At 48.0% G+C, this 25,147-nt stretch carries 24 protein-coding genes; 7 read left to right on the top strand and 17 right to left on the bottom strand.

The genetic code is table 11. The features are described from left to right. A complete protein-coding gene (locus NYE74_RS12845) occupies positions 1–375 on the top strand; it encodes a hypothetical protein (RefSeq protein ID WP_326044307.1) in 375 nt (124 codons plus the stop codon). Here the strand turns inward: NYE74_RS12845 and NYE74_RS12840 are convergent. Together NYE74_RS12840 and NYE74_RS12835 are read right to left on the bottom strand one after the other, a co-directional pair. Then, entirely contained in the window at positions 372–1,547 is a 1,176-nt protein-coding gene (locus NYE74_RS12840) for an oxalate decarboxylase family bicupin (RefSeq protein WP_124332536.1), read from the bottom strand. The genes NYE74_RS12845 and NYE74_RS12840 overlap by 4 nt on opposite strands. 100 nt (positions 1,548–1,647) lie before the next feature. Beyond that, positions 1,648–2,352: a YceI family protein gene (locus tag NYE74_RS12835; RefSeq protein WP_326044308.1), complete on the bottom strand. Its 705-nt coding sequence runs from the start codon at positions 2,350–2,352 to the stop codon at positions 1,648–1,650. Between the two features lie 189 nt (positions 2,353–2,541). Here NYE74_RS12835 and NYE74_RS12830 point away from each other — a divergent pair, with 189 nt between their 5' ends. Further along, positions 2,542–3,225, top strand: coding sequence for a response regulator transcription factor (locus tag NYE74_RS12830; RefSeq protein WP_326044309.1), 684 nt, complete (start codon positions 2,542–2,544; stop codon positions 3,223–3,225). Continuing rightward, complete coding sequence (locus NYE74_RS12825; RefSeq protein WP_326044310.1) at positions 3,210–4,706, top strand: HAMP domain-containing sensor histidine kinase; 1,497 nt, start codon at positions 3,210–3,212, stop codon at positions 4,704–4,706. The genes NYE74_RS12830 and NYE74_RS12825 overlap by 16 nt, the downstream gene beginning before the upstream one ends. Here the strand turns inward: NYE74_RS12825 and bla are convergent. The 8 genes from bla to NYE74_RS12785 form a co-directional block, all read right to left on the bottom strand. Beyond that, positions 4,659–5,636 carry a class A beta-lactamase gene (gene bla / locus NYE74_RS12820; RefSeq protein WP_412761720.1) on the bottom strand — a complete coding sequence of 326 codons (978 nt, stop codon included), beginning with the start codon at positions 5,634–5,636 and terminating at the stop codon, positions 4,659–4,661. The genes NYE74_RS12825 and bla overlap by 48 nt on opposite strands. 109 nt (positions 5,637–5,745) lie before the next feature. Continuing rightward, a complete protein-coding gene (locus NYE74_RS12815; RefSeq protein ID WP_036620885.1) occupies positions 5,746–6,435 on the bottom strand; it encodes a Crp/Fnr family transcriptional regulator in 690 nt (229 codons plus the stop codon). 146 nt (positions 6,436–6,581) lie between these two features. Next, a complete protein-coding gene (arcC, locus tag NYE74_RS12810; protein WP_341004840.1) occupies positions 6,582–7,544 on the bottom strand; it encodes a carbamate kinase in 963 nt (320 codons plus the stop codon). Between the two features lie 37 nt (positions 7,545–7,581). Next, the gene (gene arcD / locus NYE74_RS12805; RefSeq protein ID WP_341004838.1) at positions 7,582–8,997 is read right to left on the bottom strand and encodes an arginine-ornithine antiporter; all 1,416 of its coding nucleotides are present in this window, start codon (positions 8,995–8,997) and stop codon (positions 7,582–7,584) included. Next, positions 8,990–9,994 carry an ornithine carbamoyltransferase gene (gene argF, locus NYE74_RS12800; protein WP_341004837.1) on the bottom strand — a complete coding sequence of 335 codons (1,005 nt, stop codon included), beginning with the start codon at positions 9,992–9,994 and terminating at the stop codon, positions 8,990–8,992. Before argF ends, arcD begins: the two co-directional genes overlap by 8 nt. A 24-nt stretch (positions 9,995–10,018) precedes the next feature. Next, positions 10,019–11,251 (bottom strand): arginine deiminase, encoded by a 1,233-nt coding sequence (gene arcA / locus NYE74_RS12795; RefSeq protein ID WP_213510432.1) that lies wholly within the window; start codon positions 11,249–11,251, stop codon positions 10,019–10,021. Between the two features lie 294 nt (positions 11,252–11,545). Continuing rightward, positions 11,546–11,998 carry an arginine repressor gene (argR, locus tag NYE74_RS12790; protein ID WP_124332538.1) on the bottom strand — a complete coding sequence of 151 codons (453 nt, stop codon included), beginning with the start codon at positions 11,996–11,998 and terminating at the stop codon, positions 11,546–11,548. Between the two features lie 164 nt (positions 11,999–12,162). Next, a complete protein-coding gene (locus NYE74_RS12785) occupies positions 12,163–12,975 on the bottom strand; it encodes an alpha/beta hydrolase (RefSeq protein ID WP_196427561.1) in 813 nt (270 codons plus the stop codon). A gap of 172 nt (positions 12,976–13,147) precedes the next feature. On the opposite strand from NYE74_RS12785, the gene NYE74_RS12780 reads away from it, so the two are divergent. Next, positions 13,148–13,837 carry a 4'-phosphopantetheinyl transferase family protein gene (locus tag NYE74_RS12780; RefSeq protein WP_155620914.1) on the top strand — a complete coding sequence of 230 codons (690 nt, stop codon included), beginning with the start codon at positions 13,148–13,150 and terminating at the stop codon, positions 13,835–13,837. 67 nt (positions 13,838–13,904) lie between these two features. Here the strand turns inward: NYE74_RS12780 and NYE74_RS12775 are convergent, their stop codons facing one another. Further along, positions 13,905–15,074, bottom strand: coding sequence for an MFS transporter (locus NYE74_RS12775; protein ID WP_341004836.1), 1,170 nt, complete (start codon positions 15,072–15,074; stop codon positions 13,905–13,907). A 578-nt stretch (positions 15,075–15,652) separates the two neighbouring features. Here NYE74_RS12775 and NYE74_RS12770 point away from each other — a divergent pair. After that, a complete protein-coding gene (locus tag NYE74_RS12770; protein ID WP_341004835.1) occupies positions 15,653–16,534 on the top strand; it encodes an AraC family transcriptional regulator in 882 nt (293 codons plus the stop codon). A 108-nt stretch (positions 16,535–16,642) separates the two neighbouring features. Beyond that, entirely contained in the window at positions 16,643–17,923 is a 1,281-nt protein-coding gene (locus NYE74_RS12765; protein ID WP_155620911.1) for a glycoside hydrolase family 27 protein, read from the top strand. 245 nt (positions 17,924–18,168) lie between these two features. Here the strand turns inward: NYE74_RS12765 and NYE74_RS12760 are convergent, their stop codons facing one another. Next, on the bottom strand, positions 18,169–19,113 hold the full coding sequence (locus NYE74_RS12760; RefSeq protein WP_170180009.1) for an ArsR/SmtB family transcription factor: 945 nt from the start codon (positions 19,111–19,113) through the stop codon (positions 18,169–18,171). 173 nt (positions 19,114–19,286) lie between these two features. On the opposite strand from NYE74_RS12760, the gene NYE74_RS12755 reads away from it, so the two are divergent. Continuing rightward, on the top strand, positions 19,287–20,777 hold the full coding sequence (locus tag NYE74_RS12755; RefSeq protein ID WP_341004834.1) for a glycoside hydrolase family 43 protein: 1,491 nt from the start codon (positions 19,287–19,289) through the stop codon (positions 20,775–20,777). A gap of 87 nt (positions 20,778–20,864) precedes the next feature. On the opposite strand, the gene sigK is transcribed toward NYE74_RS12755, so the two are convergent. The 5 genes from sigK to NYE74_RS12730 all read right to left on the bottom strand — a co-directional run bounded on the left by sigK (position 20,865) and on the right by NYE74_RS12730 (position 24,774). Then, complete coding sequence (sigK, locus tag NYE74_RS12750) at positions 20,865–21,566, bottom strand: RNA polymerase sporulation sigma factor SigK (RefSeq protein WP_124332545.1); 702 nt, start codon at positions 21,564–21,566, stop codon at positions 20,865–20,867. Between the two features lie 57 nt (positions 21,567–21,623). After that, on the bottom strand, positions 21,624–22,052 hold the full coding sequence (locus tag NYE74_RS12745) for a hypothetical protein (RefSeq protein WP_341004833.1): 429 nt from the start codon (positions 22,050–22,052) through the stop codon (positions 21,624–21,626). A 399-nt stretch (positions 22,053–22,451) separates the two neighbouring features. Further along, the gene (locus tag NYE74_RS12740) at positions 22,452–23,162 is read right to left on the bottom strand and encodes a hypothetical protein (RefSeq protein WP_124332547.1); all 711 of its coding nucleotides are present in this window, start codon (positions 23,160–23,162) and stop codon (positions 22,452–22,454) included. A gap of 14 nt (positions 23,163–23,176) precedes the next feature. Further along, positions 23,177–23,386: a hypothetical protein gene (locus NYE74_RS12735; protein WP_036620823.1), complete on the bottom strand. Its 210-nt coding sequence runs from the start codon at positions 23,384–23,386 to the stop codon at positions 23,177–23,179. Positions 23,387–23,442: 56 nt separating this feature from the next. Further along, positions 23,443–24,774, bottom strand: coding sequence for a hypothetical protein (locus tag NYE74_RS12730; protein WP_341004832.1), 1,332 nt, complete (start codon positions 24,772–24,774; stop codon positions 23,443–23,445). Positions 24,775–25,147 lie beyond the last annotated feature (373 nt).

Below are 25,147 nucleotides of genomic sequence, written 5' to 3'. Positions count from 1 at the left end.
ATGCGGATCGCGGCTTTTTGCGATTTTTACGATGACGCGCCCCGTCCCCTGCAGCTTGTGGTCCGAGCCCGGCCCGGGGAGCTCGATTGGACGCAAACCATATACATACCTGTTTCCGGCCCGTTTGAACCGTTTGAACCCGAGGATTTTGGCGACCTTCCCGGCGTGTCCGTCCTGCTGGAGGATTTAGTGCTTCCCAAAGTGCCGCCGGAGGAGAGGAAAGCGCCGGACAACCCCGATCATGCATCGGTCAAAATCATCGGCATCCTTCTCTCCAGCATCGCCGAAAGGCACGAAAATGCCGAGGACATCCTGCAACTGGTGGTCCAGATGGCCGATGTCGAAGAAGTATTGAAATACGAGCGAAACCGCTAATATTTCACCACCGGCCACTTTTCCTTGCGCAGCGCATCCATCAGCACGGGGCCGGCATGCAGGTTGCTCTGCACCAGCTCTCTGGGAGTTAAAGCCATCCACTGATTTAAGGAGATGTCCGCAAACCGGTCGCTTTTGAACATTTCCAAAAACCAGATGCTTTTGTCGCCCGTATTTTGGATGTAATGCCCGAAGGCAAACGGCACATAACCTACATCTCCCGCCCGGACGTTAAACGTGCGGGCCGCTCCGTGGCCGGCAAAAACGGTCATCCGGCCTTGGCCCGACAAATAATATTGCCACTCATCGTTATTCGGGTGCCAGTGCAGCTCGCGCATGCCTCCGGGCTTGATTTCAACCAGGGCGGCGGCAACTGTTTTCGATATGGGGAAGTTGGAGGAATCGGCGATGCGGACGCTTCCGCCCGGGGTCTTCAGCGGCTTTTGGGCCAACATGCGGTGCGTGAAACTGAGCGGAACTTCGCCGTAAGGTGAAGTAATCTTTTGGCTTTCAAGCGGACCGGGAACCCGGCCTTGATAAATATATACCTGCTCTTTCGGGATATGGTCGAACGCTTTGCGGGGAACCCCGAAATTGGCCGCCAGCACTTCTTTGGGCGTATGCGCAAACCAATCCGAAATCGACAGCGTATTCATGTCGGAGAAATGTCCGTCGTCAAACACGAGCAGAAATTCGCATCCCTCTTCCAACCCTTGAATCGAATGGGGGATGCCGGGCGGAAAATACCAGAGGTCGCCCACGCCAACGTCGGCGATAAAATTTCTCCCGTCTTGATCCACAGCCGTGATCCGGGCTCTCCCGTCGATCATAAACGACCATTCCGCCTGCTGATGCCAGTGGAGCTCCCGCACCCCGCCCGGCGTCAGTCTCATGTTTACGCCGGCCAGCGTCGTCGCGACGGGAAGCTCGCGTATCGTGATTTCCCGCGACCAGCCTCCGTGATCCAATTGCATGTGCGTATCGGAAAACGAAAATTTCAAATTGGGAATCAACCCCTGGTCCGTGACCGGAGGAACCAGCATATCCGGATTTTCCAAGTCCCGCGAAATATCCCGGGGACCCGGGTCCGTCGCCCCGCTGCCGTCCGGACGAATGGGCTCGGGAATGGACACGCCTCCGGAACGAGGTTCACCAGGAAAACGGTTCTCCATAAGGATCAATCACTCCTCTGCCGAATGTACGGCATCATTTTCCACAATCAATTGATCCTATTCAAAGCGCCTGTCAAATATGTTCATCTTATTCCAAAATTTACTTCTCAAGCACCAGCTCCAGCCGGACGGAAATATCGTTTTCCGTATCCAAAACGACGTTGTGCGGATTTTGCAGGCCGAAATCGGCGAAGGTCACGGTCGTTGTGCCGGACAATCGCACCTGATTATCCTGGTAAAGCGCTTGTCCGTCGAATGTAACCTCTTTATCGATCCCTTTGACGTTCATCGTTCCGGCCATCTTAAAATCGTAAACCTTCCCTTCCTCCCATTCGCCAGGCAGTCCTTCAAAGGAGGCGGCGGTAAATGTTGCCTGGGGATACTGCGCTACATCAAAAAAGTCGGCGGTTTTGATATGCTCGTCCCGCTGCCCGTTCCCGGAGTTCACATCGCTCATCTCCAAAGCCCCCTCGGCCTTCATATCTTCGGGCTGGTCCAGCTGAATCGTCCATGTTCCGCTAACCGCGGCATTTTCAAAGTTTACGGTCTCGCGCGAAGTCGTCACAGAAAAATAAACCTTGGAAGCGTCGGTAATCTTCCATTCCCCGTTCAACCGCTCGGCGGTTACGACCGTTTTTTCACCGTCTGCCGAAGCATCGGCCACAGCGCCGCTGGCCGGAATAGCTTGCTCAATTTCCACCCGGTTGCCCAGGTAGTTGTCCATAAACATATAACCGCCCGTTCCTATCAATATCACCGCAGCGGCCCCGCCCGCTATGATCCAGTTTCTCGTTTTTTTGCTCATAAATTGTAAAACCTCCTATCCCTATTTATCTCATAACCTACCATTCGAATGTGTCGGGATGATGTCAGAACGCCGCCTTTTTCCGTAAATTGGATTTTTTGAGAAAATTCCCATTAGGCGATGCTTGCGGCCGGGCTCGGCATATGGTATTGATGTAAGCAACGAGATTTCGAGAAAAAGGAGAGTTCCGTGAAAACCATACTGATTATCGAAGACGAGGAAGCTATTTCGCGCGTGCTCGCCGCATACGTGAAAAAAGCGGGTCACCTCCCCGTCAGGGCGGCCACCGGTGCGGAGGCGATGGAGCAATTCGACCGCAAGGCCCCGGACTTGATTCTGCTGGATCTCATGCTGCCGGACTCGGACGGCATGGATCTGCTGTCCGCGATCCGGAAAAAAAGCGCCTGCCCTGTCATTATGCTGACGGCGAGGGACGGAATATCGGACCGGCTCGACGGCCTGAACGGAGGGGCCGACGATTACATGGTCAAGCCGTTCGTTCCGGAGGAGGTCATCGCCCGGATCAACGCCGTACTGCGCCGGCCGCCGCATTGGAACGACCACCGCAGTACAAGAATTTACGGCAACCTGCATATCGATTTGGCCGCCAAGCAGATTCAGGTCAACGGAGCCGAGGTCGCGTTAAATCCCCGCGAGTTGGCTTTGCTGCTTTTCCTGGCCGAGCGGCCCAACCGGACTTTTACCCGTGAACAGTTGATCGAGCAAGTATGGGGGATGGACTATGACGGGAGCGACCGGGCGGTCGATCTGTCGATTAAACGGCTGCGCCAGGCGCTGTCGCACTGGTCGGCGAAAGACGGAGAAATCCGCACGCTGCGGGGAATGGGGTATCAATTATGGGTCAAAGAATAAAACCTGCGCCTAAGCAGACCTCGATCCTGTCTTACTGGACCCTGCGGTATTTTGCCATCTTGTGCCTGGGTCTGGCCATTATCACTGTGGCCGCCGTGTATTGGATTCGGGAAACGGCGAGGGACAGCCGGCTGAAAACGACCGGACTGCTCGGTCAGGAAATTTCCGAACGGGTCACCTCCCCAAGCGGAGAAATCGCCATTCCGCCCGATTTTGAGCATTTGCTGAAAAGCCGGTTTGTTTATTTCAATCTGGACAAGGACGAGCTTTGTCTGATTATTACCGATAATCAGGGGAAACTCGTGTTCTCCAAGCCGAAAATCAGCGATGAAGATCTAAAACACAAGCTGACGGACGATCTGGCCGAATCGCGCGACAGCCGGTTTATGGCGGTGACGACTCCGATCATGAGCGGCGGCGAAAAAAAGGGACAGGTCGCCTTGCTTCAATCCAAACGCTCGCTGACCTATAGCCCGAACGAAATCGTTTTGGTCGTTCTGCTGCTGCTGACGCTCGTTTTGTGCGGGTGGATCACGCTTTACGCTTTGTCCCGCAAGCTGTCGCGGCCGATTCGCCGCGTCGCCCTAAGCGCCAGGCAGATCGCCGCCGGCTCATACGACGTCAACCTGGATATCGCCACGCCGGAGCGCGAAATCCAGGAGCTGATCGGCTCCTTTAAGGACATGGCCTTTCGCCTCAAGCAGTTGGAAGCGTGGCGGGCGCTGCAGCTGGCCGGAGTAACCCATGAGTTGAAAACCCCGGTCACCTCCATTAAAGGTTTGCTTTTGGCGGTGCGCGAAGGGGTGGTGAACCGGGAGGAAGCCGAGGAATTTTTGGATATCGCCCTAAAGGAGTCCGAACGGCTGGAATGGATGGTTGCCGACCTGCTCAACTACAACGCCCTTTCCTCCGGCAGCCTGGAAGTGAAGAGCAGCCCGCTTAATGTAAAGCTGCTCGTAGAGGAAATCGTCTATCAATGGGGGCTGCTCCATGAGGAGGAACAGGTCTCCGTTGCGATTGAACCCGGCGGGGAGGAGCTTGTCGCTCTCGGGGACGCCCTGCGGATTCAGCAAATCGTGGTGAATCTGCTGAACAACGCCCTGCAAGCCTCGGCGGACGAACGCCCGCTCCGCATCGGTATCCGGCTGATTTCGCACGACAGATACATGGACATCCTCGTCCGCGATAACGGCGGCGGCATCCCGGCGGAGGAGCAGCCGCACATCTTCGAGCAGTTCTACCGCGGGCAAGCCAAGAAGCGGAAAGTGCGCGGGCTGGGCCTCGGCTTGACCTACAGCCGGCTGCTCGCCCGCGCCCAAGGCGGCGACCTTACGCTTGCCGGCAGTACGGACGCGGGAAGTACGTTTATGCTTAAGCTGCGGCGGGGTCATATAACCTCCTATCGGCCGTTAGCCGCAACAGTATACGAAAAGTCATTCATGGAAGGCACCAACAACGACCTCGGCGGCCTCGGCAATTAAAGCGTCGTCATAGCCGGCGTCCTGCGTGTCCCGGCTGGACAGGATGGCGATGATAAGCGGATCTTTGCCCGGAGGCCAAACGATAGCGATGTCGTTTCTCGTTCCATAATAGCCGCCCCCGGACTTATCTCCAACCTTCCAGCCTACGGGTACACCCGCGCGGATCAAATGATCTCCGGTGGTGTTTCCAATCAGCCAATCCGTAAGGATTGAACGCTTCTCGGGCGAGAGCGTGTCGTCCAACGTAAAGGATTTAAGGCTTGTGGCAAGGGCTCGCGGCGTGCTGGTGTCACGAATGTCTCCCGGGACGGCTTCGTTCAACTCAGTTTCGTATCGCGCCGGCTTGGTTTGATCGTCGCCGATCCGCTGCAAAGCGGTTGCGAAACCCTCGGGGCCGCCCAAACTTGTGAGCAACAAATTCGCCGCGGTGTTGTCGCTATATTGAATGGCCGCTTTGCAAATTTCTCCCAGGGTCATCCCGGTATCTACATGCTGCTCGGTGATTGGCGAATGACTGACCAGATCGTCTTGTGTGTATGTAATGATCTCGTCGAGTTTTTCAAGCGAATTCTGCTGCAACAATACGCCTGCGGCCAACGCTTTAAATGTGGATGCATAAGCAAACCGCTCATCGGCACGGTAAGCAACCGTGCGATTGGTGCCGGTATCGATGGCATACACGCCCAGCCTGGCGTTAAATTTTTGCTCCAACCGCATAAAGTTTTGATCGGTCTGAAGTGCGTTTTTTTTCTGCGTCCCGCTCCCCTTGCTTGTCTCGGTCTGTGCCTCAGCCCCAGTCTCTAGTTGTAATCCCCCTTTCTCAGCCGAAGGTACACCCGTCGAGCAGCCAGCCAACGGGAGCAGTGCGAGCAAAAGCCAAGCTAGCCCCATTTTTCCCGTATACAACCTGGATTTGCGTAGTTTCTTCAACATTCTTAAGTCCCTCTTTCCGCATAAGTTTAGTATCGCAACGGCCGCCGTTTGCCATCGATTTGCCTGTTGATGAACGACTTCTTTTTGAAGACGTTCATCTTTTTTTTCATATCGAGATTTTCTCGAAATAAGCGGGGTCATGAATTATAATTTTTTTACCTGATACGGTGATAATATGATCTTTCTTTAACTGATTTAACACGCAGCTAACCGTTTCTCGCGACGTTCCGGATATTTTGGAGATTTCGATGGTTGTCAGTGGACACGAAATGACAATCTCTTCACCGTTTTGTTCCCCTAAATCCTGTCTTAAATAATTAAGTGACTGAATTACCCGATCCTGTGCATTGGGTGTTGTAATATATTGTACACGATGTTCATGAAGTTTTAAGATCAAAGAAAACTGCTGAACCACAAAGATTAATTGTTTTTGATTGGCTTTCAACATATCTTCAAAAATCGCTGCAGGAATATAATACACATCTACATCCGTCAAAGCTTCCGCCGAGTAAGTATATCTTTTATCCGTAAACATACCGCCGTAAGGAAAAATGGAATATCGTTTCACATAGTCCTCATAGAGTAAATTTCCACTTTGATTGACCCGCTCCAACTTTACAAAGCCATCTAACATCAGGTAAATGCGTTCCCTTGAATCCCCTTCCAAAAATAAAAATTGACCCTTCTTATAAGTTCGCCAATAGACAAACTCCGTTAAGCTTTGTAATTTTTTTTCTGATAAATCAGCAAACAAGTCAAACTGTTTTAAATTTTCTATCACATTCCTTTTATTCATAAATACACCTCTCTTGTTGTGTAATGGAATTAATTTAAATTTTATCATAAACCGGAAATCATCAATGAAACAAGCAGGCCGAATTCGGGAGCAAATAGGAGCCCAAATTCGACCATTTTGATAAAAGTAGTATTTTTAGATCTTATTTATGCATGCACAGGTCCCTTTTGTTTATAAATAACCGTACCCGTTTTTCCTTCCAACGCTTCATTGACCTTGTCTAGAGAGGTAATAATAGCTTTTCGTTCTGAATTTGCATTCACAAAATGGATGGCAGCTTCAATTTTAGGAAGCATACTTCCCGCCGCAAAATGCTGTTCTTTTACATATCCTTCCAGTTCATCTACGGTTACAGACTCTAACCTTTTTTGATTTGGCTTATTGAAATTCACATATACAAAATCCACTGCCGTTAAAATGACCAGCGTATCGGCCTCTACTAATTCTGCTAATTTCTGAGCGGCGAAGTCTTTATCAATCACCGCTTCAGTCCCCGTTAATCCTTCTTTACCATGAATGACCGGAATTCCGCCACCGCCAACAGCAATAACGATATTCCCACCCTTTACCAAGGAATCGATCACTTTATATTCAAGAATGCTTACAGGCGTTGGCGACGGTACAACCCGTCTCCATCCTCTTCCTGCATCTTCTTTAAAAACCACTTTGGTTTCCTTCATTAACGCTCTTGCTTCGTCCTCCGTATAAAAAGGCCCGATTGGTTTTGTGGGATTGTTAAAGGCTTCGTCTTTTTCATCAACGACCACTCGGGTTACGATGGTTACCACATCTTTATTTATATTTTGTTTTCTCAATACTTTGGCAATCGCATTGCCCATCCAATAGCCGATCATGCCTTGGCTCATCGCACCGCAAGTATCCAACGGCATGGCGGGCGTTTTTTCCGATTCGGCCGCCTTTTGCTGCAATAAAATATTCCCCACTTGCGGACCGTTCCCATGGACAAATACGACATCCACATCATTTTCTATAATTTTTACAAGTTGTTCCGCCGTTTTTTCCAATGCTTCTTGCTGTGCCTTTGCCGTAGCATTACCGGATTGTATCGCATTTCCGCCTAGTGCCACTACAATTTTTCTTCGTGTCATATTTCAACCCTCCAATAGTTTTTCATTTCCAAAAACTTCAAATCGTAATGTTCCCCGTAACTAATTCATAGATGGTGAATATTGCTAAAGCGGCAATAGCAACGGATAAGATCAGTTCCGCCCGAGTAAAGATCCGCTTTGGTTTACTTTTCTTTTGCAGCTTATAATAGATGAAAATGCCTGGTGCATATAAGGTCATGGCCAATAACAAGTAATCCAGCCCAGCCGCATAAACCAACCAAATTCCATAAATACTTGCGACTATACCAATGATTATATTGATGGTTCGGTCTTTTTCTTTGGATCGCAAGCTATACTTCAATTGATAGAACGCCGAAAACGCATAGGGAATTAAAATGGCTGAGGATGCTAGAGAAAACGCAAAATTATACGCTTGATCCGAAATCATGAAAGTTAATAAAAACAGTTGAATTAAACCATTGGTAATCCATAATGAATTTACAGGAGCTTTGTTTTTATTCTCTTTCGCAAACCACTTTGGAAATACACTATCTTTAGCGGCTAGATAGGGAATTTCAGATGCAAGTAAAGTCCAGCCTAGCCAAGCGCCTGAGGCGGAAACAACCAAACCCAGGTTAATGAATGCAGCGCCCCATTTTCCAACAACACTTTCAAATAAATAGGCCATAGCCGGATTTTTTAACTGGGCAATATCCGCTTGCTGCATCAGCCCGAGAGATAATAATGTAATCAATACGTAAATAATAAGTGTGCCTATCAATCCAATGACGGTCGCTTTCCCGACATCACGTTTATTTTTGGCGCGGCCGGATAAGACAACAGCCCCTTCAACACCAGTAAATACCCAGAGAGTTACAAGCATGGTGCTTTTAACTTGGCTGCCTACCGCCCCCCAAGCCAAAGTACCGCCTTGTCCCCAAAATCCGTCTATGAATATATCGATTCGAAAAGCAAAGATTCCCACAATAATAAACACAAACACAGGTACTAATTTCGCGATTGTGGTTACTAAGTTGATAAGCGCCGCCGATTGTACGCCTCGTAAAATCAGCAGGTGAACACACCAGAGCAATATGCTCGCCCCAATAATCGAGGCTATATTTTGCCCCCCATCAAAAATGGAAAAAAAATACCCCAACGCACTAAATAATAAGGTCGCGTAAGCTACATTGCCAAGCCAAGCGGCTACCCAATACCCCCATGCGCTGTTAAATCCCATAAAGTTTCCAAACCCGGCTTTGGCGTAGCTAAAAATACCGCCATCCAAATCCGGTCTTTTGTTAGTTAAATTCTGAAAGGATAATCCAAGCGCAATCATGCCGATTCCTGTGATAATCCATCCGATAATCATCGCTCCGGCGCCGGCTTCTTTGGCCATATCGCTTGCCAGGTTAAACGCTCCGCCGCCGATCATCGAACCGACAACTAGAGCCGTTAGTGTAAATAATCCTAATTTGTTATCTTCACCCATTGCGCTCACTTCCCAAAGTAGCCGCTAAAACCGCTTTAATGGTGTGCATTCTGTTTTCCGCTTGATCGAATACTTTGGAATGCTTGCTGCGGAATATCTCATCGGTGACTTCCATTTCTCTTAATCCATGTTTTTCGTAAATTTCTTTGCCATACGCGGTTTCCAGATCATGAAAGGCAGGCAAACAATGCAAGAAAATCACATCGCTATTCCCCGTTTCTTTAATCATTTGCCTATTTACTTGATAAGGGGAAAGCAGTTCAATACGCTCGGCAAATTTATCTTCTTCCCCCATAGATACCCAAACATCCGTGTAGATTACATCCGCGCCGAAAGCGGCCTCTTCAATGCTGCTGGTTACCATGACCCGGTCGCTGAATTTTTTGGCCAAATAAACGACTTCTTGTGCCGGCCATAATGATTTTGGCGCACAAATCCGAACTTCCATGCCAACGATTGAACCGCCGACCAATAAGCTGTTGGCCACATTGTTCCGGCCATCGCCAACATAAACGAGCTTCACATTCCACAAGTGCTCTATATGTTCCCGGATGGTTAACAAATCCGCGAGCGTTTGGGTGGGATGCCACAGATCCGTTAAACCGTTCCATACCGGTACACCCGAGTGCTGAGCTAATGATTCCACTGTTTTATGGGCAAAGCCGCGGAACTCGATGCCGTCAAACATCCGGCCTAACACTTTCGCCGTGTCTTCTACGGATTCTTTTTTACCGAGCTGGATATCGCCTTTCCCCAAATATTCGGGATGCGCGCCTAAATCCGTACAAGCTACTGTAAAGGCACACCGGGTGCGAGTAGAAGTTTTTTCAAATAAAAGAGCTATATTTTTTCCTTCCAAATAACGATGGGGAATACCGTTTTTCTTCTTTTCCTTTAAATCTGCCGCTAAATCCAGGAGATACAACAATTCCTGTTCCGTAAAATCGATCTCCGCCAGAAAACTTCTGCCTTTTAAGCTTGAATTTATAGTTCTCATATCTATCCCTGCTTTCTCCGAAATTTAAATATCTTTGCGAACGATTGGCATGCTCATGCAACGCGGACCCCCACGGCCACGGGATAATTCCGAGCTCAATATTTCAATAACCTCGATGCCGTGTTCACGCAATAAAGCGTTTGATACATAGTTGCGGTCATACGTAACAACTACCCCCGGCGCAATGGCCAGTGTATTGGATCCGTCATTCCATTGTTCGCGAGCCGAGGCGATTTCATCTCCTCCTCCGCAAGGAATGAGAACCAAATCCTTTAAGCCCAATACCTCTTTTAGCGATTCTATTAAAGAAGTGTGGCGGGTAATTTTAAGCGTTTCTTCATCCGGACCTTGCTCCAAAACATAAATATTCATATTCCCTTGCGGTCCCTGGATCGCCGGATGAATGGTAAATTTATCATAATCAACCATCGTAAATACGGTGTCCAAATGCATAAATGCCCGGCATTTTGGGATTTCTATGGCCAGCACTCGCTTGAACTTTTCTTGGCGGCTAAATAGATTTAGGGCTAATCGTTCGATGGCTTTAGCTGAAGTGCGGGCAGACACGCCAATGGCAATCGTTTCTTCATTCAAAATGAGCTCATCGCCGCCTTCAATGGGAAATTGATAGTTGCGGTCCAGCCAAACCGGCACATGATGACCGGCAAATCTCGGGTGATGATTGATAATGTACTCCATAAACAATGATTCACGTCTGCGTGCGGTTTCTCTCATTTTATTAATCGTTAATCCGTCGCCAATAACCGCTGCGGGATCACGGGTAAAATACAAATTCGGCATGGGAACCAAATAAAACGGGGAATGATCCTCCATAAATTCATAGAGTTGCATTTTCTGGCTCGTTTCAATTTCGTTTTTCCTTACCCCGCTCATTATTTTTTGAACTAAATCTTCATTGGCGAAGGAAAGTAAATATTCTTTTAAAATTTGCTGTGAAACATCTCCTTCAGCCCTTGCTTCCTCTAAAACACGGTCAACAAATTCTTCTCTCAATTTCTTATCCGCCAACGCCTCAGCCGCGAGTTTTTCCAAATAAAGAACTTCAATTCCCCGATTGCGTAATGTTTGGGCAAAATAATCATGTTCTTTTTGAATCACCGGCAAATAGGGGATATCGTCAAATAATAACGGCTGCAAATAATCCGGCGTTAAGTTTTCCAATTCCTGTCCAGGGCGTTTTAATAAAACCGTTTGTAATTCCCCAATTTCCGAAGCAACATGCATGGGATGCTCCATTTGCTGTACCTCCTTTGTATGCTTTGATGTTTACAAGGACATCATAAAGGGTCCATGCTTTCCGCCTCGTGAAAACGCCAGCATATTTGTCGTGAAATATTGCACAATTTTATTTTTAAAATCATAAAAATCTGTATTTTTATAAAGGATTTTTTCCATTTTTTTGCGAAACCTATTTTATACTGCGCATATATGATGAATAACAAGAAAAAGAGCGAAGGAATGCCCGCTTCAGGCAGCCTACGCTCTTTTCAAGCAATCTCGTATTCTCAATTGACCATCTACCAGCTGATTTTATCTAAAAATCAAATTAAATCTTTCTTCTAAAATCTTTCGCTCCGATCGGTTCCGGGAAATGACAAGACAGGTATCATTCCCGCATATGCAACCCGCCATTTCTTTCCAATTTAGATCATCCAATAAAACACCGATAACATGCGCATTGCCAGGCAACGTTTTAATAATCGTTAATTGATCAACATAATCAATCCTTATAACCACTTCTTGCAACTTCCTCTTTAACTTCAAATCCGTTTGCAAAGCCATTTCTGAAGAAGCATGATATATCATAAGTCCTTTCGGAGAAGCTATTTTGATTAAATTCAGCTCACGGATATCCCGTGAAATCGTAGCTTGCGTTACCATCACATCTTGTTCTGCCAACAATTCTACCAACTTCTCTTGGGTTTCTATTTCATATTCGCTCACCAATTGCTTAATTAATCTTTGTCTTTTTTCTTTTTTCATAGAAAGGCACTCCTTTTTATATTTATAGCATTATCACAATCTTGCTCTAATTTTCTATTATTTGCTATTAAGAGGGATGCAGAAATTCCACATCATACCTTGTCCCGAACTAAAAAAAGGCTGCCATGTTCTTACACATGGCAACCTCCGGGAAACATAACCGTTTAATATTCAAATGCAAACTGCCGGCCCAGCCACTCCAGGCATAACGGAAACCAGGTGGCCAGATGGTCGTCGGGATCGCCTACCTCCGTGCTGCACATCGACATCCCGTGTCTGCCGTTTTGGTAGAGATGGCATTCGAAAGGCACGCCGGCTCGCCGCAGCGCTGAAGCGAACAGCATGGAATTTTCCACCGGCACGGCAGCGTCCTCCACTGTATGCCACAAGAAGGCGGGAGGCGTTGAGGCGGTTACATATTTCTCCAGCGAAAACGACGCTTCCCGTTCTGCATCACTCCATCCGGGACCCAGACGTTCAATGGAACCCCGGTGCGCAAATTCGCCCGCCGTAATAACCGGATAACACAGCACCATCGCATCCGGCCGGCCTTGTTCGCCTTTGCCGCCAGTGGCTTCCTGCAGCTTGGCATGGTCCCATAAGGTCCCCGACGAAGCCGCCACATACCCGCCTGCCGAAAAACCGCAAACGGCGATCTTGTTGGGGATAATGCCCCACTCCGCGGCGTTTTCCCTGATTTTCCCGATCGCTCGAGAGATGTCTATGACCGGCCGCAGCTCGCTCGCATTCTCGCGAATGGAATAATACAGCGTAAACACATGATACCCTTTGGCAAAAAAAGCCGTAGCCGGCGGGTCCGCTTCCCGCGGCGAAAGCATCTCAAAGCCGCCGCCGGGGCAGATCACCACGCAGGGCCGCTCCAAACGGTTGCCCATGCTTTCTTTTTCGATATCGTGCAAATAACCGACCAGTCTGGCCCCGCTGCCGGGATTCGGGTTCAAGTTAACGATCCTCATTTTTTGCCGCCCCCATCTCGAAATTTATTCATAGTCTATTATACTAAGCTCAGCGGGATTTGTTAGGAAGAATGTAACAGGGTAATTTCATTGCCTTCCTTATCCGTCCCGATATCTCATTATTTGTTTAGGTTTATCCTAAATAATGGTATAATCTTCATGAAATTAACTAATGGTGGTGTTCTATATAGTCTTAGTTACTGCAATAAAAGTACCGAAATACATCGAACCTGATACATATTCTTTATTTCTTAGTAACGTTGAAGAAAAAAAGAAGGAAAGAATTAACCGTTTTTATAGAATCGAAGATTCTTATCGTTCCCTCTTGGGCGATGCTTTAATTAGACATAAAATCAAACAATTCACCGGTATTCACAATCATCAATTGAAGATAGATTTGAACAGCTATGGCAAACCCTATATTGATCCTTCTTTGGGTATACACTTTAACATAACACATTCCGGGGAGTGGGTTGTCGCAGCATTCGGAGAAAAAAACGTTGGAATAGATATAGAAGAAATTAAACCTATCAACTTCGAAATTGCCAAAAAATGTTTTTCACCCAGGGAATTTGCCGACTTAACAACTTTGACTGATATAGATGAAAAACGATCATATTTTTACGATTTGTGGACTTTAAAAGAAAGTTATATTAAAACAATTGGAAGGGGGCTATCGATCCCCCTTAATTCGTTCAGTATTTTCATGAACTCTTATAAGGAAATATTTATTGATGGAGCGGAGGACACCGTGTTTTTTAAGCAGTATAGTCTTGACTGCTCCTATAAACTCTCGGTATGTTCTTATCTCAACGAATTTACTAATACCATAGAACAATGTACAATTTACGATTTAATATAGTCTTCGTCATACAGAACTCTGAAATGAAATTGATCCCCTGTATTTCTGCAGGGGATTTTGCTTCCGTTCAGGAATGGCCCGGCTTTATTAAGTTGTCTTGATGGGTAGCATTCGGGTCTTTGGGAAGCGCAACGAGCACCAACGGAATCAATGCGGTCATCCCTGCCACGAACGCGATATAAGGGACAACATGGCCAAAGGAATCAAATAAAAAGCCCCCCAGCGCGGGTCCGACAATCATGCCGATATTGGAGCCTGTGGAATATTTGCCGTAGGCATCGCCAATGTTATGCTCGGAAATGCTCTTCATAAACATTGCATCCAGCGAGAACTCCAGCATGGAAAATGAAAGGATAAAGACCGTCCAAAACAAGGCGAATATGCTCAGCCTGGAGGAAAACAGAAGGGCGGCAACCGATATGCCGGACATCACGGTTGATATAACAATTGCCTTGCGGTAACCCATCCGATCGCCAAGTTTGCCCAGATAAGCGCCCGAAAATGAAGATACCAGCAAGGGGACCAAGAAGGTAATGGCGATCTCTTCAATGTCTGCTTCAAACACATCTTGCAGGTAAGGAATCAACAAAACGATAATCATGCTGGAGATCAGCCGGAACAGTACATTCACCGTCCAGACTTTGCGTTTCTCGGTTGATAAAACAACACTTTGCGGATTCATCATTCGCTTTGGCTCTTCCTGTCTTAAAGTAAGTGCATAAAGAAACGCCAACAAGGCGGCTGCTCCGCAAGCTGCGAACAACACCTTCCATCCCTGCAGCAATTCGTAGTTGCTTAATATGTAGAAGCTTAATCCGACGCCGATGAACCCGCCAAGATTGCGGTTGCTGTTAAAGCGCCCCAGTTGTTGTGCTAAATTCGTATTGGCATCGGCGATAAGCCCGAAGACGGAAAGGGTCAGCAGAATGTTTGCGATGCCGTTCAACACTCTTGCGGTCAGCAAAAACGTTAATTGATCAGCCATAGCAAATGTAAAATAAGCTGCGACAAAAAACAAGAAGGACGCAATAAAGATGGAGCGTCGGCTATATTTATCCGACACTTTGCCAAGCACAAGCCGCATAATCAATTGGACGAGCGAGAACACGGAAACCAAAAGGGTAAATTGAAATGTAGTATATCCGAGTTCCTCAGTATACAGCGGCAACAAAACATCAAAAAAGATAAAGGGTAAGGATATCATTAAAACCGGAATCGCTAGTTTTTTATACGGCATTTCCCCACCTCACTTCATAACCTTGCTGTCAACTTCTGATTAAAACAAATAAACGATGACCTGATCATTTTGGGCAATACCGACTTCATGAAGACGGCTTGCAATGAATTCTACCTTATAGGCCAGCTGCAGATATGTGATTGATTTCTCAGCTAATATCGATCAGGGTGATTTCATTGCCTTCTTTATCCGTTCAATACAGCGGGCCGCAAACGTAGCCAGCTCCGTCCCTTTACCCGTCCTGAAGCCCTCGATCTTCAAAGATTTCTGTGAATCTTATGCTTTTGCTTATGTTTAAATCCATCAGGTTCCTAGCAAGAATACCGGTTAAGTCGTATGATTAGTTACATACGGGTCTCACCACTAAGGAACCTTCACTACAAGAGGTAGTTCAAAAAGTCATCTTTTGATCACGAAGCAGGTTAGAAGGTGATCTCGACGTCGAATCTTGAATTCAGCCGGGCCTTCCGTTGCTCACGTAGGTTCGCCTACGCTCCGCTACTCAGTCCCTAGCTTCATCCAAACTTCTCGGTGCTGAAAAGCCGACTTTTTGAACTTTCACTATAAGGAGGACATTTATGGACATCCCCAAAGGCACCTACGGCTTTCGGTTCGCGGAAGATAAGGAGCTCCAGTTATGCAGATTATTTGCGGCGGGCTGTGATTCCATCACCACTGCTTCTTATCGCTGGGACGGACTGGAGCGGACCGATGGGCCGCTCCTGCTGTTCCAATACACCCTCTCCGGAGAAGGCGTATATGAGTCGGGGGACCGGACTTACCGCGTCACCGCCGGACAGGCTTTTCTCGCCGAAATTCCAGGACCCCATCGCTATTATTATCCCCCGGAATCTAAAGAGCCTTGGGATTTTCTATTCCTGCTATTCCGGCCCGATCTGATATTACCCCATTGGCGTAAGTTCTTGCGTGAAGCAGGGGAGGCTCCGCATCTGCCCACAGACTCTGCACCGGTCCGGCTGTTGCGAATGATTGTGGTCGATGCGGCGGCGGGTAGAATCACCGATCCCTTGATCGCATCGTCCTGTGTCTACCAGTTCATGACGGAACTGGCCAGAATGCAGGTCGCAACGCTGCGGGACAGGGAGAACTGGCCGGAGAACGTAAGGCGCGCGGCCGAATTTATCGAGCTCAACTATTCGCGGATGATCAGCATCGATCAGCTTTCCGAGCATGTCTCCCTGTCCAAATACCATTTGATCCGCCGCTTTTCGGCCAGCACCGGCCTGACGCCCGGCGCTTACTTAACCCGCGTCCGCACCGAGAAAGCCATGGAGCTGCTGCGGGGAACCGGCCTCAGCATTGAGGCGATAGCCGAGCGGATCGGCTACTCCAGCGGAAGTTATTTTATCAAAGCGTTCCGCAGCTTGACGGGGCTTACGCCGGGAGAATTCCGCAACGGGAGCGAAAGCCTGGCTTATCGCAAGCTGTTCTTCGATTAACCGCAATATTGTACTATCGGGCTTTCAAAATTACTATAGATATCGCTAATCTCCTTTATTATGATGAACATGACAAGAGCAATAATTAATCAGTAAAGGAGCTTAACAATGGATCATAAGCTTGCAGCGCCTACTCCGCCGCTTGGCTGGAACAGTTGGGATTGCTACGGTGCGGCCGTAACGGAAGACGAGATTCGGGGCAATGCGGAATACATGGCGAAGCATCTCAAACCATTTGGCTGGAGCTACATTACCGTCGATATTCAATGGTACGAGCCTTATGCGAATTCCTCGCAATACCGGCCGTTTGTTCCGCTCGTGATGGATGATTATTCCCGGCTCATGCCTGCCGAAAACCGGTTCCCCTCAGCGGCGGCGGGCCAAGGCTTTAAGCCGTTAGCCGATTATGTACACAGCCTGGGACTGCAATTCGGCATTCATATCATGCGCGGCATTCCGCGCCAGGCTGTTCACGCCGCCGCTCCAATTCTGGGTACAACCGCGACGGCGCGCGATATTGCGCATACGAACTCGATCTGTCCATGGAACACGGATATGTACGGCGTGGATGCCTCGAAGGAAGGGGCACAGGCCTATTACGATTCTCTCTTTGAACTGTACGCAGCGTGGGGCGTTGACTTGGTGAAGGTGGACGACATCGCGGCTTCCAAGCTGTACGACACCCATCAGCCGGAGATCGCCCTGATCTCCAAGGCGATCGAACGCTGCGGCCGGCCCATGGTGCTGAGCCTATCACCCGGACCCGCTCCGGTGGAATACTCGACCGTTTTTGCCGAGCATGCCAACATGTGGCGAATCACGGACGACTTCTGGGACCAGTGGCCGCTCCTGCTGGATATGTTCGACCGTTGCCGGGCTTGGCAGGGCGTACCGGGGGCAGGTTCCTGGCCGGACTGCGACATGCTGCCGCTCGGTCACATCGGCATTCGCTCAGTGGATGGCGGGGGTTCGGACCGCTGGACCCGGTTCACGCGCGACGAGCAGCTGACGATGATGTCGCTCTGGAGCATCTTCCGCTCGCCGCTTATCTTTGGCGGCGAATTGCGGGACTGCGACGACTGGACATTGTCGCTGCTGACCAACCGCGAGGTGCTGCGCATGCACCGGGAGAGCCGCGGAGCCAAGGAAGCGTTGCGCCAAGGAGATCTCATCGTTTGGACAGCCGAGCATCCCGAAGGCTTCCGCTATGCTGCCGTATTCAACATAGGCGAAAACCCGCTGCCGCTGGACCTCCCTCTGGAGCGGATCGGCCTGACAGGTATTGCCGCAGGCACCGAGCTGTGGAGCGGAGCGCCGGCCGAGCTTACGGCAGACGTGCTGCGGGCCGCTGTGCCGCCGCACGGAGTGCGCCTCTATCGGTTTTTTTGAAAATACAACAATAAGAAAAATCCCGCCACTGGCGAGGTCTTTTACCGTGTAACCCCCTATAGGGTTCCACGCATGCTGCCTTTGCACGATTATCCCTCTCATTCAGGGGCAGGGGTTGATACGCCATGCCGTCGGAGAATATTTCTCTGCTGCCTGATCAAACGGGATAATCATGCAAAGCGTCCGGACAACGAGTGTTGATCGCAAGAAAAACGTCTATCGGCGTTACGATCCGGCCCTGACTTTTACCATGATGTGCCAACTGCATACTTGCAATTGTTGGGGCCGTTAAGATACGCGCGAATTACTATATCTTGATCGTGATTGCCGAATTCGGAACCGTACAGCGTCAATCCCCCTACGTTAACTGCCCGCTCATCCACCGCGAAACGAAGCGTCCAGAACGGTTCCCGCAGCTTGATATCCGCGAGGGTCACCTCCGACATCCGCTCATCATCGATAAATGTACCCGACGCATCAATGCGGATCGTCTTCAATAAACCGTATTGATTCACATTGCGATGCCACCATTCGGGTGTAAATTTCCCCCGTGCAGCCCTTCCGAAATCAGCCGGACTTGTCCATGTGCCAAGGGAGATGCCGTTGAAGATGAACTCAATATCCGAAGGCCAATAATCTCTTAAACCAGGAGCTTCCGAAGCGATCTCCATGGAGACTTCGATAGCGTCCGCGGTTTGATCGGCCAGCAAAAAGTTAGGTATTTTGTATTCCACATAACCCCACCCAAACCACAGAATGGCGGCGTGAACCCGTTCGGGATCGAGAAAATAGCGCGGATCGTCCCAAACACCGATTTCTTTCTCGCGTGTACCGAGCCCGCAAGTAGGATGGACTTCAAAAGCGGTGTAATGACCGACGGAGATACTCTGCTCCCTGATCTTTGCGGTGTGACCGGCAGACGGCAGCTCAATTTCGACGTTTTTTTGCTTGAGGAAACAGATTTTGTGCGTCCCCCCGTTCAGCCGTACCCTGCGGCTTCCGACGAGCCCGGCCTGTTCGAGTTTTCGGATGTGCATGGTAACGATCGAGGGGCTGAGCTCCAACCGGTTCGCAATATCCTTCACATTCATCTCGCAATCGGCAAGGAGACTCATCATTTTCCAGCGGACTTCGCTGGCCAATGCTTCGTATAGCGGCATGAATTTCGGTTCTCCGTTCGCTTTAATGATCATCATAATCTCCTGACCGCAACAGTTAAATTCACATATTTATTAATTTAAAAGATTTAACATGAATCATCAAGCCTAATCCATTGCTTGATATTAAACCATGGTGTTTAATTTCCTTAGCTGCTAATCAGATTAGATTTATATATATGTGATTTTATGAAAGAGGTGGTTCGATGAAATACAATAACCCGGTCATCAAAGGATTTTATCCCGACCCCAGTGTATGCAAAGTAGGAGATACCTATTATCTGGTATGCAGTTCCTTTCAATACTTCCCTAGCGTTCCGATTTTTGCGAGCAAAGACCTGATTAACTGGAAGCAAATCGGCCATTGCCTAACCCGAGAGAGCCAGATTCAGCTCGGCAAGGTAAGCAGCTCCGGCGGCGTTTTCGCTCCCACGATCCGGCATAACAACGGGAGATTCTACATGACCACGACCAACGACACCACTCGTCAGAATTTTTATGTTTGGACTGACGATATTTACGGTGAATGGTCCGAACCGATCTATGTGGATCAGGGGGGAATCGATCCCGATTTGTATTTTGAAAACGGAAGAGTCTTCTTTATGAGCAACGGGAAAGACGATAACGGGACCCACGGCATTGTTCAGTGTGAAATTGACATTGAAACGGGCGGCAAGCTGTCGCCAAGCCGTTCGATTTGGCAAGGTACAGGCGGACGCTATTTGGAAAGCCCGCATATGTATATAATCAACGGCCGGTATTACCTCATGGCGGCTGAAGGCGGAACCGAATATGGCCATATGGTCACTTATGCGCGAGGGGAATCCGTCTCCGGTCCGTTCGAGGCTTATCCGCACAATCCCGTACTAACCAATCGCAATCTGGGCGGTTACGAGCTGCAGGGGGTTGGCCATGGCGATCTGATTCAAGATCATGACGGAAATTGGTGGATGTTCCATCTGGGCTTCCGGCAAATCGGCCAATGGCTTACCTACCATCACCTTGGCCGCGAAGTTTTCCTCACGCCGGTTACTTTTGGCGAAGATGGCTGGTTTACGGCAGGACATAACGGAACCACCCTTACGAGTTTTGAAACAGATCGGATCGCAAGTCATGTTATCCAGCAGGAGAAAAATACCTTTACTTTCGAGAACACGGAGTGGAATCTGGACTGGTGTTATCTCCGTCATCCTGATGTGGAGAACTATCGGTTGGAATTCGATAAGGTAACGCTGAAAGGGACCGGAGTGACGCTGGATATGCCGGAATCCCCGACATTTATCGGCCTTCGCCAAAGGGACTTCAACGCGGAAATCTCTTGCGATGTACAGCTGACAAGCGGAGAAGCCGGCATCACGCTGTATATGGATGAACATCATCATTATGATTTAGCTGTACGTAAAGATGAGCACGGATATATAGTGATCGAGCGCCTGAATATCGGGGATATTAAATCCATTGAAAATGAAGTTGACCTGGGAAGCAGCAATCATGCTACTGTGATGATACGGGCAGCCCATGAGCGCTATAGCTTCTTCCTTCATGCAAACGGCGAGGACATCCTCTTAGGCACGGCGCAAACCAGATATCTTTCCTCTGAAGTTGCGGGAGGATTTACGGGCGTGCTCATCGGTTTATATGCCTGTGGGGAAGGCTCTATGGCTGAGTTTACAAAATTCAAGTGCGAATATCTTTAACGGGTTATTTAGAAAAATGTAAAGCCGGTTACTCGGGATTAACCTGGGAACCGGCTTAAGATTAGGTGGTCTTATTCTTATAGGTCCTCACTTCTTCTGCTTATAAAACTCATGATACAGCTTCATGAGCGCTCTTTTTTCGATCCGCGACACGTAACTGCGGCTGATCCCCAGTTCCTTGGCGATTTCACGCTGGGTCCGTTCTTCTCCCCCATGCTCCAGCCCGAACCGCCCTTTGATCACTTCCTGCTCCCGCGCGTCCAATATATCGAGGTTCCGGTATATTTTGCTCTTTTCCATTTTGAGCTGTACCCGATCCACCACGTCATCCGCTTCCGTCCCCAAAATATCGATCAGGGTGATTTCATTGCCTTCCTTATCCGTCCCGATCGGATCATGCAAAGATACGTCCTTGCGCGTTTTTTTCAGCGATCTCAAATGCATCAGAATCTCATTTTCGATACACCGCGCCGCAAACGTTGCCAATTTTGTGCCTTTTCCCAGACGGAAGCTTTCGATGGCCTTAATCAGCCCGATCGTGCCGATCGAGATCAAATCCTCCAGATCCTCGCCGGTGTTGTCGAACTTCTTCACGATATGCGCCACAAGCCGTAAATTGTGCTCAATCAAAATGTTGCGGGAAACCGCATCCCCTTCAGCCATCCGCTGAAGATGCTTCGTCTCCTCCTCCTCCGTGAGCGGCTGAGGAAACGCGTTGTTTTTCACATAAGAGACGAGCAGCGTCAACTGTTTGATGAACAGCGCTATGGCGGTAAACAATCCTGGCATAGATGACACCTCCTGCTGAATCACATGGCAATGAAAACAAACCTGCTTCATTTTGGGTCATTTCATTGTATGTGGGCGGAGGCCCAACCGTGCCTGTACGGTGGGAATTTTGACTAGGTTAATTGCCCGGTGACGGCATCCTTTTTCTTTTTTCTTAGCTGAGGGGCTAATTTTATATAGCGCCAAGGCCCCATTTATTGAGCCAAGCCAAAAGAGGATTAAAGCAAGTTTCAAGGAGATGTCTGGAATACCGTCTTTTATTAAACCAAACAAGAGCATAAAAACCGCTCCAATAAACATCGGACGTAAGACCAGATCTTTGGTCTCAGCCAGGTTATTGGAAATAAAGTGCCAACTAGAATGCCACGGCTTTTGACCTCGCGAAGCCATAAAATATCCAGCAAAGCCCGAAAATTTTATATATGCCTCTTCTTCGATAACATCGCCTGATTTGCCGGCAAAAGTGTAGCTATCTCCCGAATCCATTAAGCGCTCTTCGTCATTGAAGATGTTTTCTTGCTGCGCTGTTCCGTTACTACAAAAACGTATTGAAAAAATCATATTAAATAGCAAGAAATATCGGCAGATCAATATCCGCTGTCCGGACGCTTTGCACGATTATCCCGTTTGATCTGGAAGCAAAGAGGAAGATAAATTCAGGAGAAGAAAATAGGTTTGGGAGAAGCAGACATGTTCGAGATCGTTCGACAGGTTTGTGAGCAGGAGGTTTAGGAGAAGTGAAGCAGACCTGACGGGAGGAATGGGGGCAAGGCACCGGGAAAAGGAAAGGGCCGTGATTAGCCCCCCTCTACCCCCTGAACAAGAGGGATAATCGTGCAAAGCAGCATGCAGGGATACCAAGACACGAACGCTATCATAATTTATTTAGCGAATTTTCGTCCAATGGAAGCCGTCATTCGAAATGACAACATTACTTTCATCTCCATAACCGGTTAATTTTGAGTCTGCTTGAATAACCGACATGGCATTCGGTAAAGACTTATCCAGGTTGGTCGTTTTCCAATGGATTTGGTCGGTTGAGGTCAGTATTTTGGAACGTACACCCCCCGGGCTAAACCAATATTGTGCAAAAATCATGTAATTCTTACCGATTTTGAGCATTGGGGAACGGGAATAATTGGTGTCCAACGTTTTTTTAATGTTCTGCACAGTAAAGGTTGTCCCGTTTTTTGAGGTCAATCGGTTGCCGAAGTCGTCGAACAAGGTAACGGTGCCGTCGGTGACCGGTTTCTCAAGCTGATAGCTATAATTATTTCTTGGAACATCATTGACTGCGAAGGAGTATCTCAAGTCTGACTTAACGTTGGCGGATTGCATGATCCAATTTTGAAGGTCCTTTGAACTGTAAACAATCATTTCCGCATACCTTTTCTTATCGGCATCCACAATAAATTGATTTTTGGAATGCGTTTTTGACTTCGTATAAAAGGTATACCCGCCGCCGAAAGCGGAATATATCTTTCCATTCCAGGTTATGAAGTAGATGTTTAAAGGAATCTCCGCTTTTTCGTACCAATCCATCCCGTTAGAAGAGGTGAACAATTTGCTCCGGTCACTAAATGCCTTAGCGAGCAAAACGTATTGTCCGTTTATGTATTGGACGTTTTCAATCGTGTAGGGTTGACATAGTGAATCCGATACATTTCATCGGTAGGAATCCGGTAAGATACCCAACTTTTCCCGTAATCGCGGGTAACGTTCAAATAATCGTACACGACCATGATCGTCCCCTTTTCATCCGCCGCAATCGAAATAATTTCATCCCCGGTTGCGCGATTGAAAGCAACTTGAAACTCCACCGGATCTATTCATTTGGCGCACCTGACCCTTTCACAATAATTTAGTCGATCCCCGCTCACTTCTTCGACCGGTAAACGATCACAAAATTGCTGTCCGTCCTCGCAGGGGCGATCCAGGAATCAGCGCTGGTAAGAAAGTTCGGATCATCCAGATCGATGATTAAATTCCCGGAGTTTTCATCGGATACTCCACCGTGAACCAGAAAAAGTCGATCGGCCGATTGGGGCACTTGGCTTCGGTTTATTTTTACGGCAATCGGATCATCCCAGTCTACTTCGTTGCCATTATATTCTTGCTTGGGATAGCTCACGCGGTAAACGTTATCGCTCAGCAGCTTGTAGTCAAACTGATTTTCTTTGTCCGGATCCAGGGCACTATAATCGGCCTTTGTAAAGGAATCGTCTTCCGTCAGCGGACGAGCGGAAAAAACGACGTCTTCGGAGGTTTGGAATTCTACATTCTCCAGCATGGAGGCCAGGCTGATCCCCTCTCCGACATCTACATATTCAAAACGGTTTTCTTTCATTTCCAGCGGCTTCATGTCGCTTTCGGGAAATTCTTTTTTGATACGTTCTATGTACTTGGTGTTATGAATTTCACCGCTGATCCTGCAGTAATTATACGCGGGGCCATAAATAATCGGATCGAGCGCTTGGGGATTTCTGATGTCCAGAATTTCCTTCATTCTAGCGTCCATATATTTGTCTTCCTTGTTGACGTATAGGGAAATCTCGCTTTCCCCGTTGCTGAAATGTCTTGCCAATTGGTGAAACAGTTCCATGGTGTTATCGTAATATTGATTCTGATTCGCCTTGCCGCCTTTGAAGAAAATCTCCAGTTCCAAGCCGAAATGGCTGTTCTGCAAAAATGTCTTCAAATCCCCGTCATATTTTTGCTTCAGCGTAAAATAATCGATACCTCCATGGTCAAGTTCGCTGGAGATGCTGTACTTTTGGACGTAATACTCATCCGTTACTTTAAATTTGTCAATCAGCTGCTCTTGAATATCGGCTTTGATCCGTTCGGCTTGATAATTGTCCGAAAGCACATTTTTTAACTCATCGCTGTACCGGTTCCATGTGGGGCCGGCCAACACTCGAAAAGAGGTACCGTTAAACTCCAACGTAACCGTTCCGCTTTTGGGGACTTCACGCTTGAAAACGGGAATCGGCCCGTTCAGCCCGGCATAGGACAACTTCACTTCCACCACTTTCGCATCGTCCATCCCGTACTTTTCCATGACGTAATTTTGAGCCATTTGGGCCAGCTCTTTTTTCACCTGTTTTTCCTTTGCCCCCCTCGAGCCGGAGCATCCGGCAACCAGAATACAAACCGCTAAAATAAACACTATGATGCAGATGGTTTGAAGTGCCGTGTAACTTTTCATTTATTCACCTTTCCTACATTAAAAACTACAAAATATATAGTTTCAACTCTTCGCAAATATCCTGTGTAATTTTGGCTCACACCCTTTTATCTAGATTTTCATACCCAACGTAGTTTGATGTAATCATTTGGATCACATCTTCACGGCTAGAGAAGAGCAGACCGTTATACCGACTATACAATTCATCAACTTGTGATTCTGAGTAAACGACCTTTTTTCTAATCGAATCAAGCACATGATCTTTATGATGATTATATAACTCCTTCGATTTTAAATACCTGAAGATTATTTTCAACTTTCTGCCTCAATGCAGAATCCGTACATATTTCTCGTATGACGATTTCAAATTCTTTCGCCTTTGCCAAACAAATAA

Source organism: Paenibacillus sp. FSL P4-0127 (genome assembly GCF_038007325.1).
Taxonomy (GTDB): Bacteria; Bacillota; Bacilli; order Paenibacillales; family Paenibacillaceae; genus Fontibacillus; species Fontibacillus macerans.
Note: the sequence above shows the minus strand (reverse complement) of the source record. Positions and strands in the feature narration are given on the sequence as shown.

Excerpts from the sequence above, each read along its gene's own strand:
- NYE74_RS12845 (WP_326044307.1), top strand. The coding sequence starts at position 1 with ATGCGGATCGCGGCTTTTTGCGATTTTTACGATGACGCGCCCCGTCCC.
- NYE74_RS12840 (WP_124332536.1), bottom strand. The coding sequence starts at position 1,547 with ATGGAGAACCGTTTTCCTGGTGAACCTCGTTCCGGAGGCGTGTCCATT.
- NYE74_RS12835 (WP_326044308.1), bottom strand. The coding sequence starts at position 2,352 with ATGAGCAAAAAAACGAGAAACTGGATCATAGCGGGCGGGGCCGCTGCG.
- NYE74_RS12825 (WP_326044310.1), top strand. The coding sequence starts at position 3,210 with ATGGGTCAAAGAATAAAACCTGCGCCTAAGCAGACCTCGATCCTGTCT.
- NYE74_RS12815 (WP_036620885.1), bottom strand. The coding sequence starts at position 6,435 with ATGAATAAAAGGAATGTGATAGAAAATTTAAAACAGTTTGACTTGTTT.
- arcC (WP_341004840.1), bottom strand. The coding sequence starts at position 7,544 with ATGACACGAAGAAAAATTGTAGTGGCACTAGGCGGAAATGCGATACAA.
- arcD (WP_341004838.1), bottom strand. The coding sequence starts at position 8,997 with ATGGGTGAAGATAACAAATTAGGATTATTTACACTAACGGCTCTAGTT.
- argF (WP_341004837.1), bottom strand. The coding sequence starts at position 9,994 with ATGAGAACTATAAATTCAAGCTTAAAAGGCAGAAGTTTTCTGGCGGAG.
- arcA (WP_213510432.1), bottom strand. The coding sequence starts at position 11,251 with ATGGAGCATCCCATGCATGTTGCTTCGGAAATTGGGGAATTACAAACG.
- argR (WP_124332538.1), bottom strand. The coding sequence starts at position 11,998 with ATGAAAAAAGAAAAAAGACAAAGATTAATTAAGCAATTGGTGAGCGAA.
- NYE74_RS12785 (WP_196427561.1), bottom strand. The coding sequence starts at position 12,975 with ATGAGGATCGTTAACTTGAACCCGAATCCCGGCAGCGGGGCCAGACTG.
- NYE74_RS12780 (WP_155620914.1), top strand. The coding sequence starts at position 13,148 with ATGGTGGTGTTCTATATAGTCTTAGTTACTGCAATAAAAGTACCGAAA.
- NYE74_RS12775 (WP_341004836.1), bottom strand. The coding sequence starts at position 15,074 with ATGCCGTATAAAAAACTAGCGATTCCGGTTTTAATGATATCCTTACCC.
- NYE74_RS12770 (WP_341004835.1), top strand. The coding sequence starts at position 15,653 with ATGGACATCCCCAAAGGCACCTACGGCTTTCGGTTCGCGGAAGATAAG.
- NYE74_RS12765 (WP_155620911.1), top strand. The coding sequence starts at position 16,643 with ATGGATCATAAGCTTGCAGCGCCTACTCCGCCGCTTGGCTGGAACAGT.
- NYE74_RS12755 (WP_341004834.1), top strand. The coding sequence starts at position 19,287 with ATGAAATACAATAACCCGGTCATCAAAGGATTTTATCCCGACCCCAGT.
- sigK (WP_124332545.1), bottom strand. The coding sequence starts at position 21,566 with ATGCCAGGATTGTTTACCGCCATAGCGCTGTTCATCAAACAGTTGACG.
- NYE74_RS12745 (WP_341004833.1), bottom strand. The coding sequence starts at position 22,052 with ATGGATTCGGGAGATAGCTACACTTTTGCCGGCAAATCAGGCGATGTT.
- NYE74_RS12730 (WP_341004832.1), bottom strand. The coding sequence starts at position 24,774 with ATGAAAAGTTACACGGCACTTCAAACCATCTGCATCATAGTGTTTATT.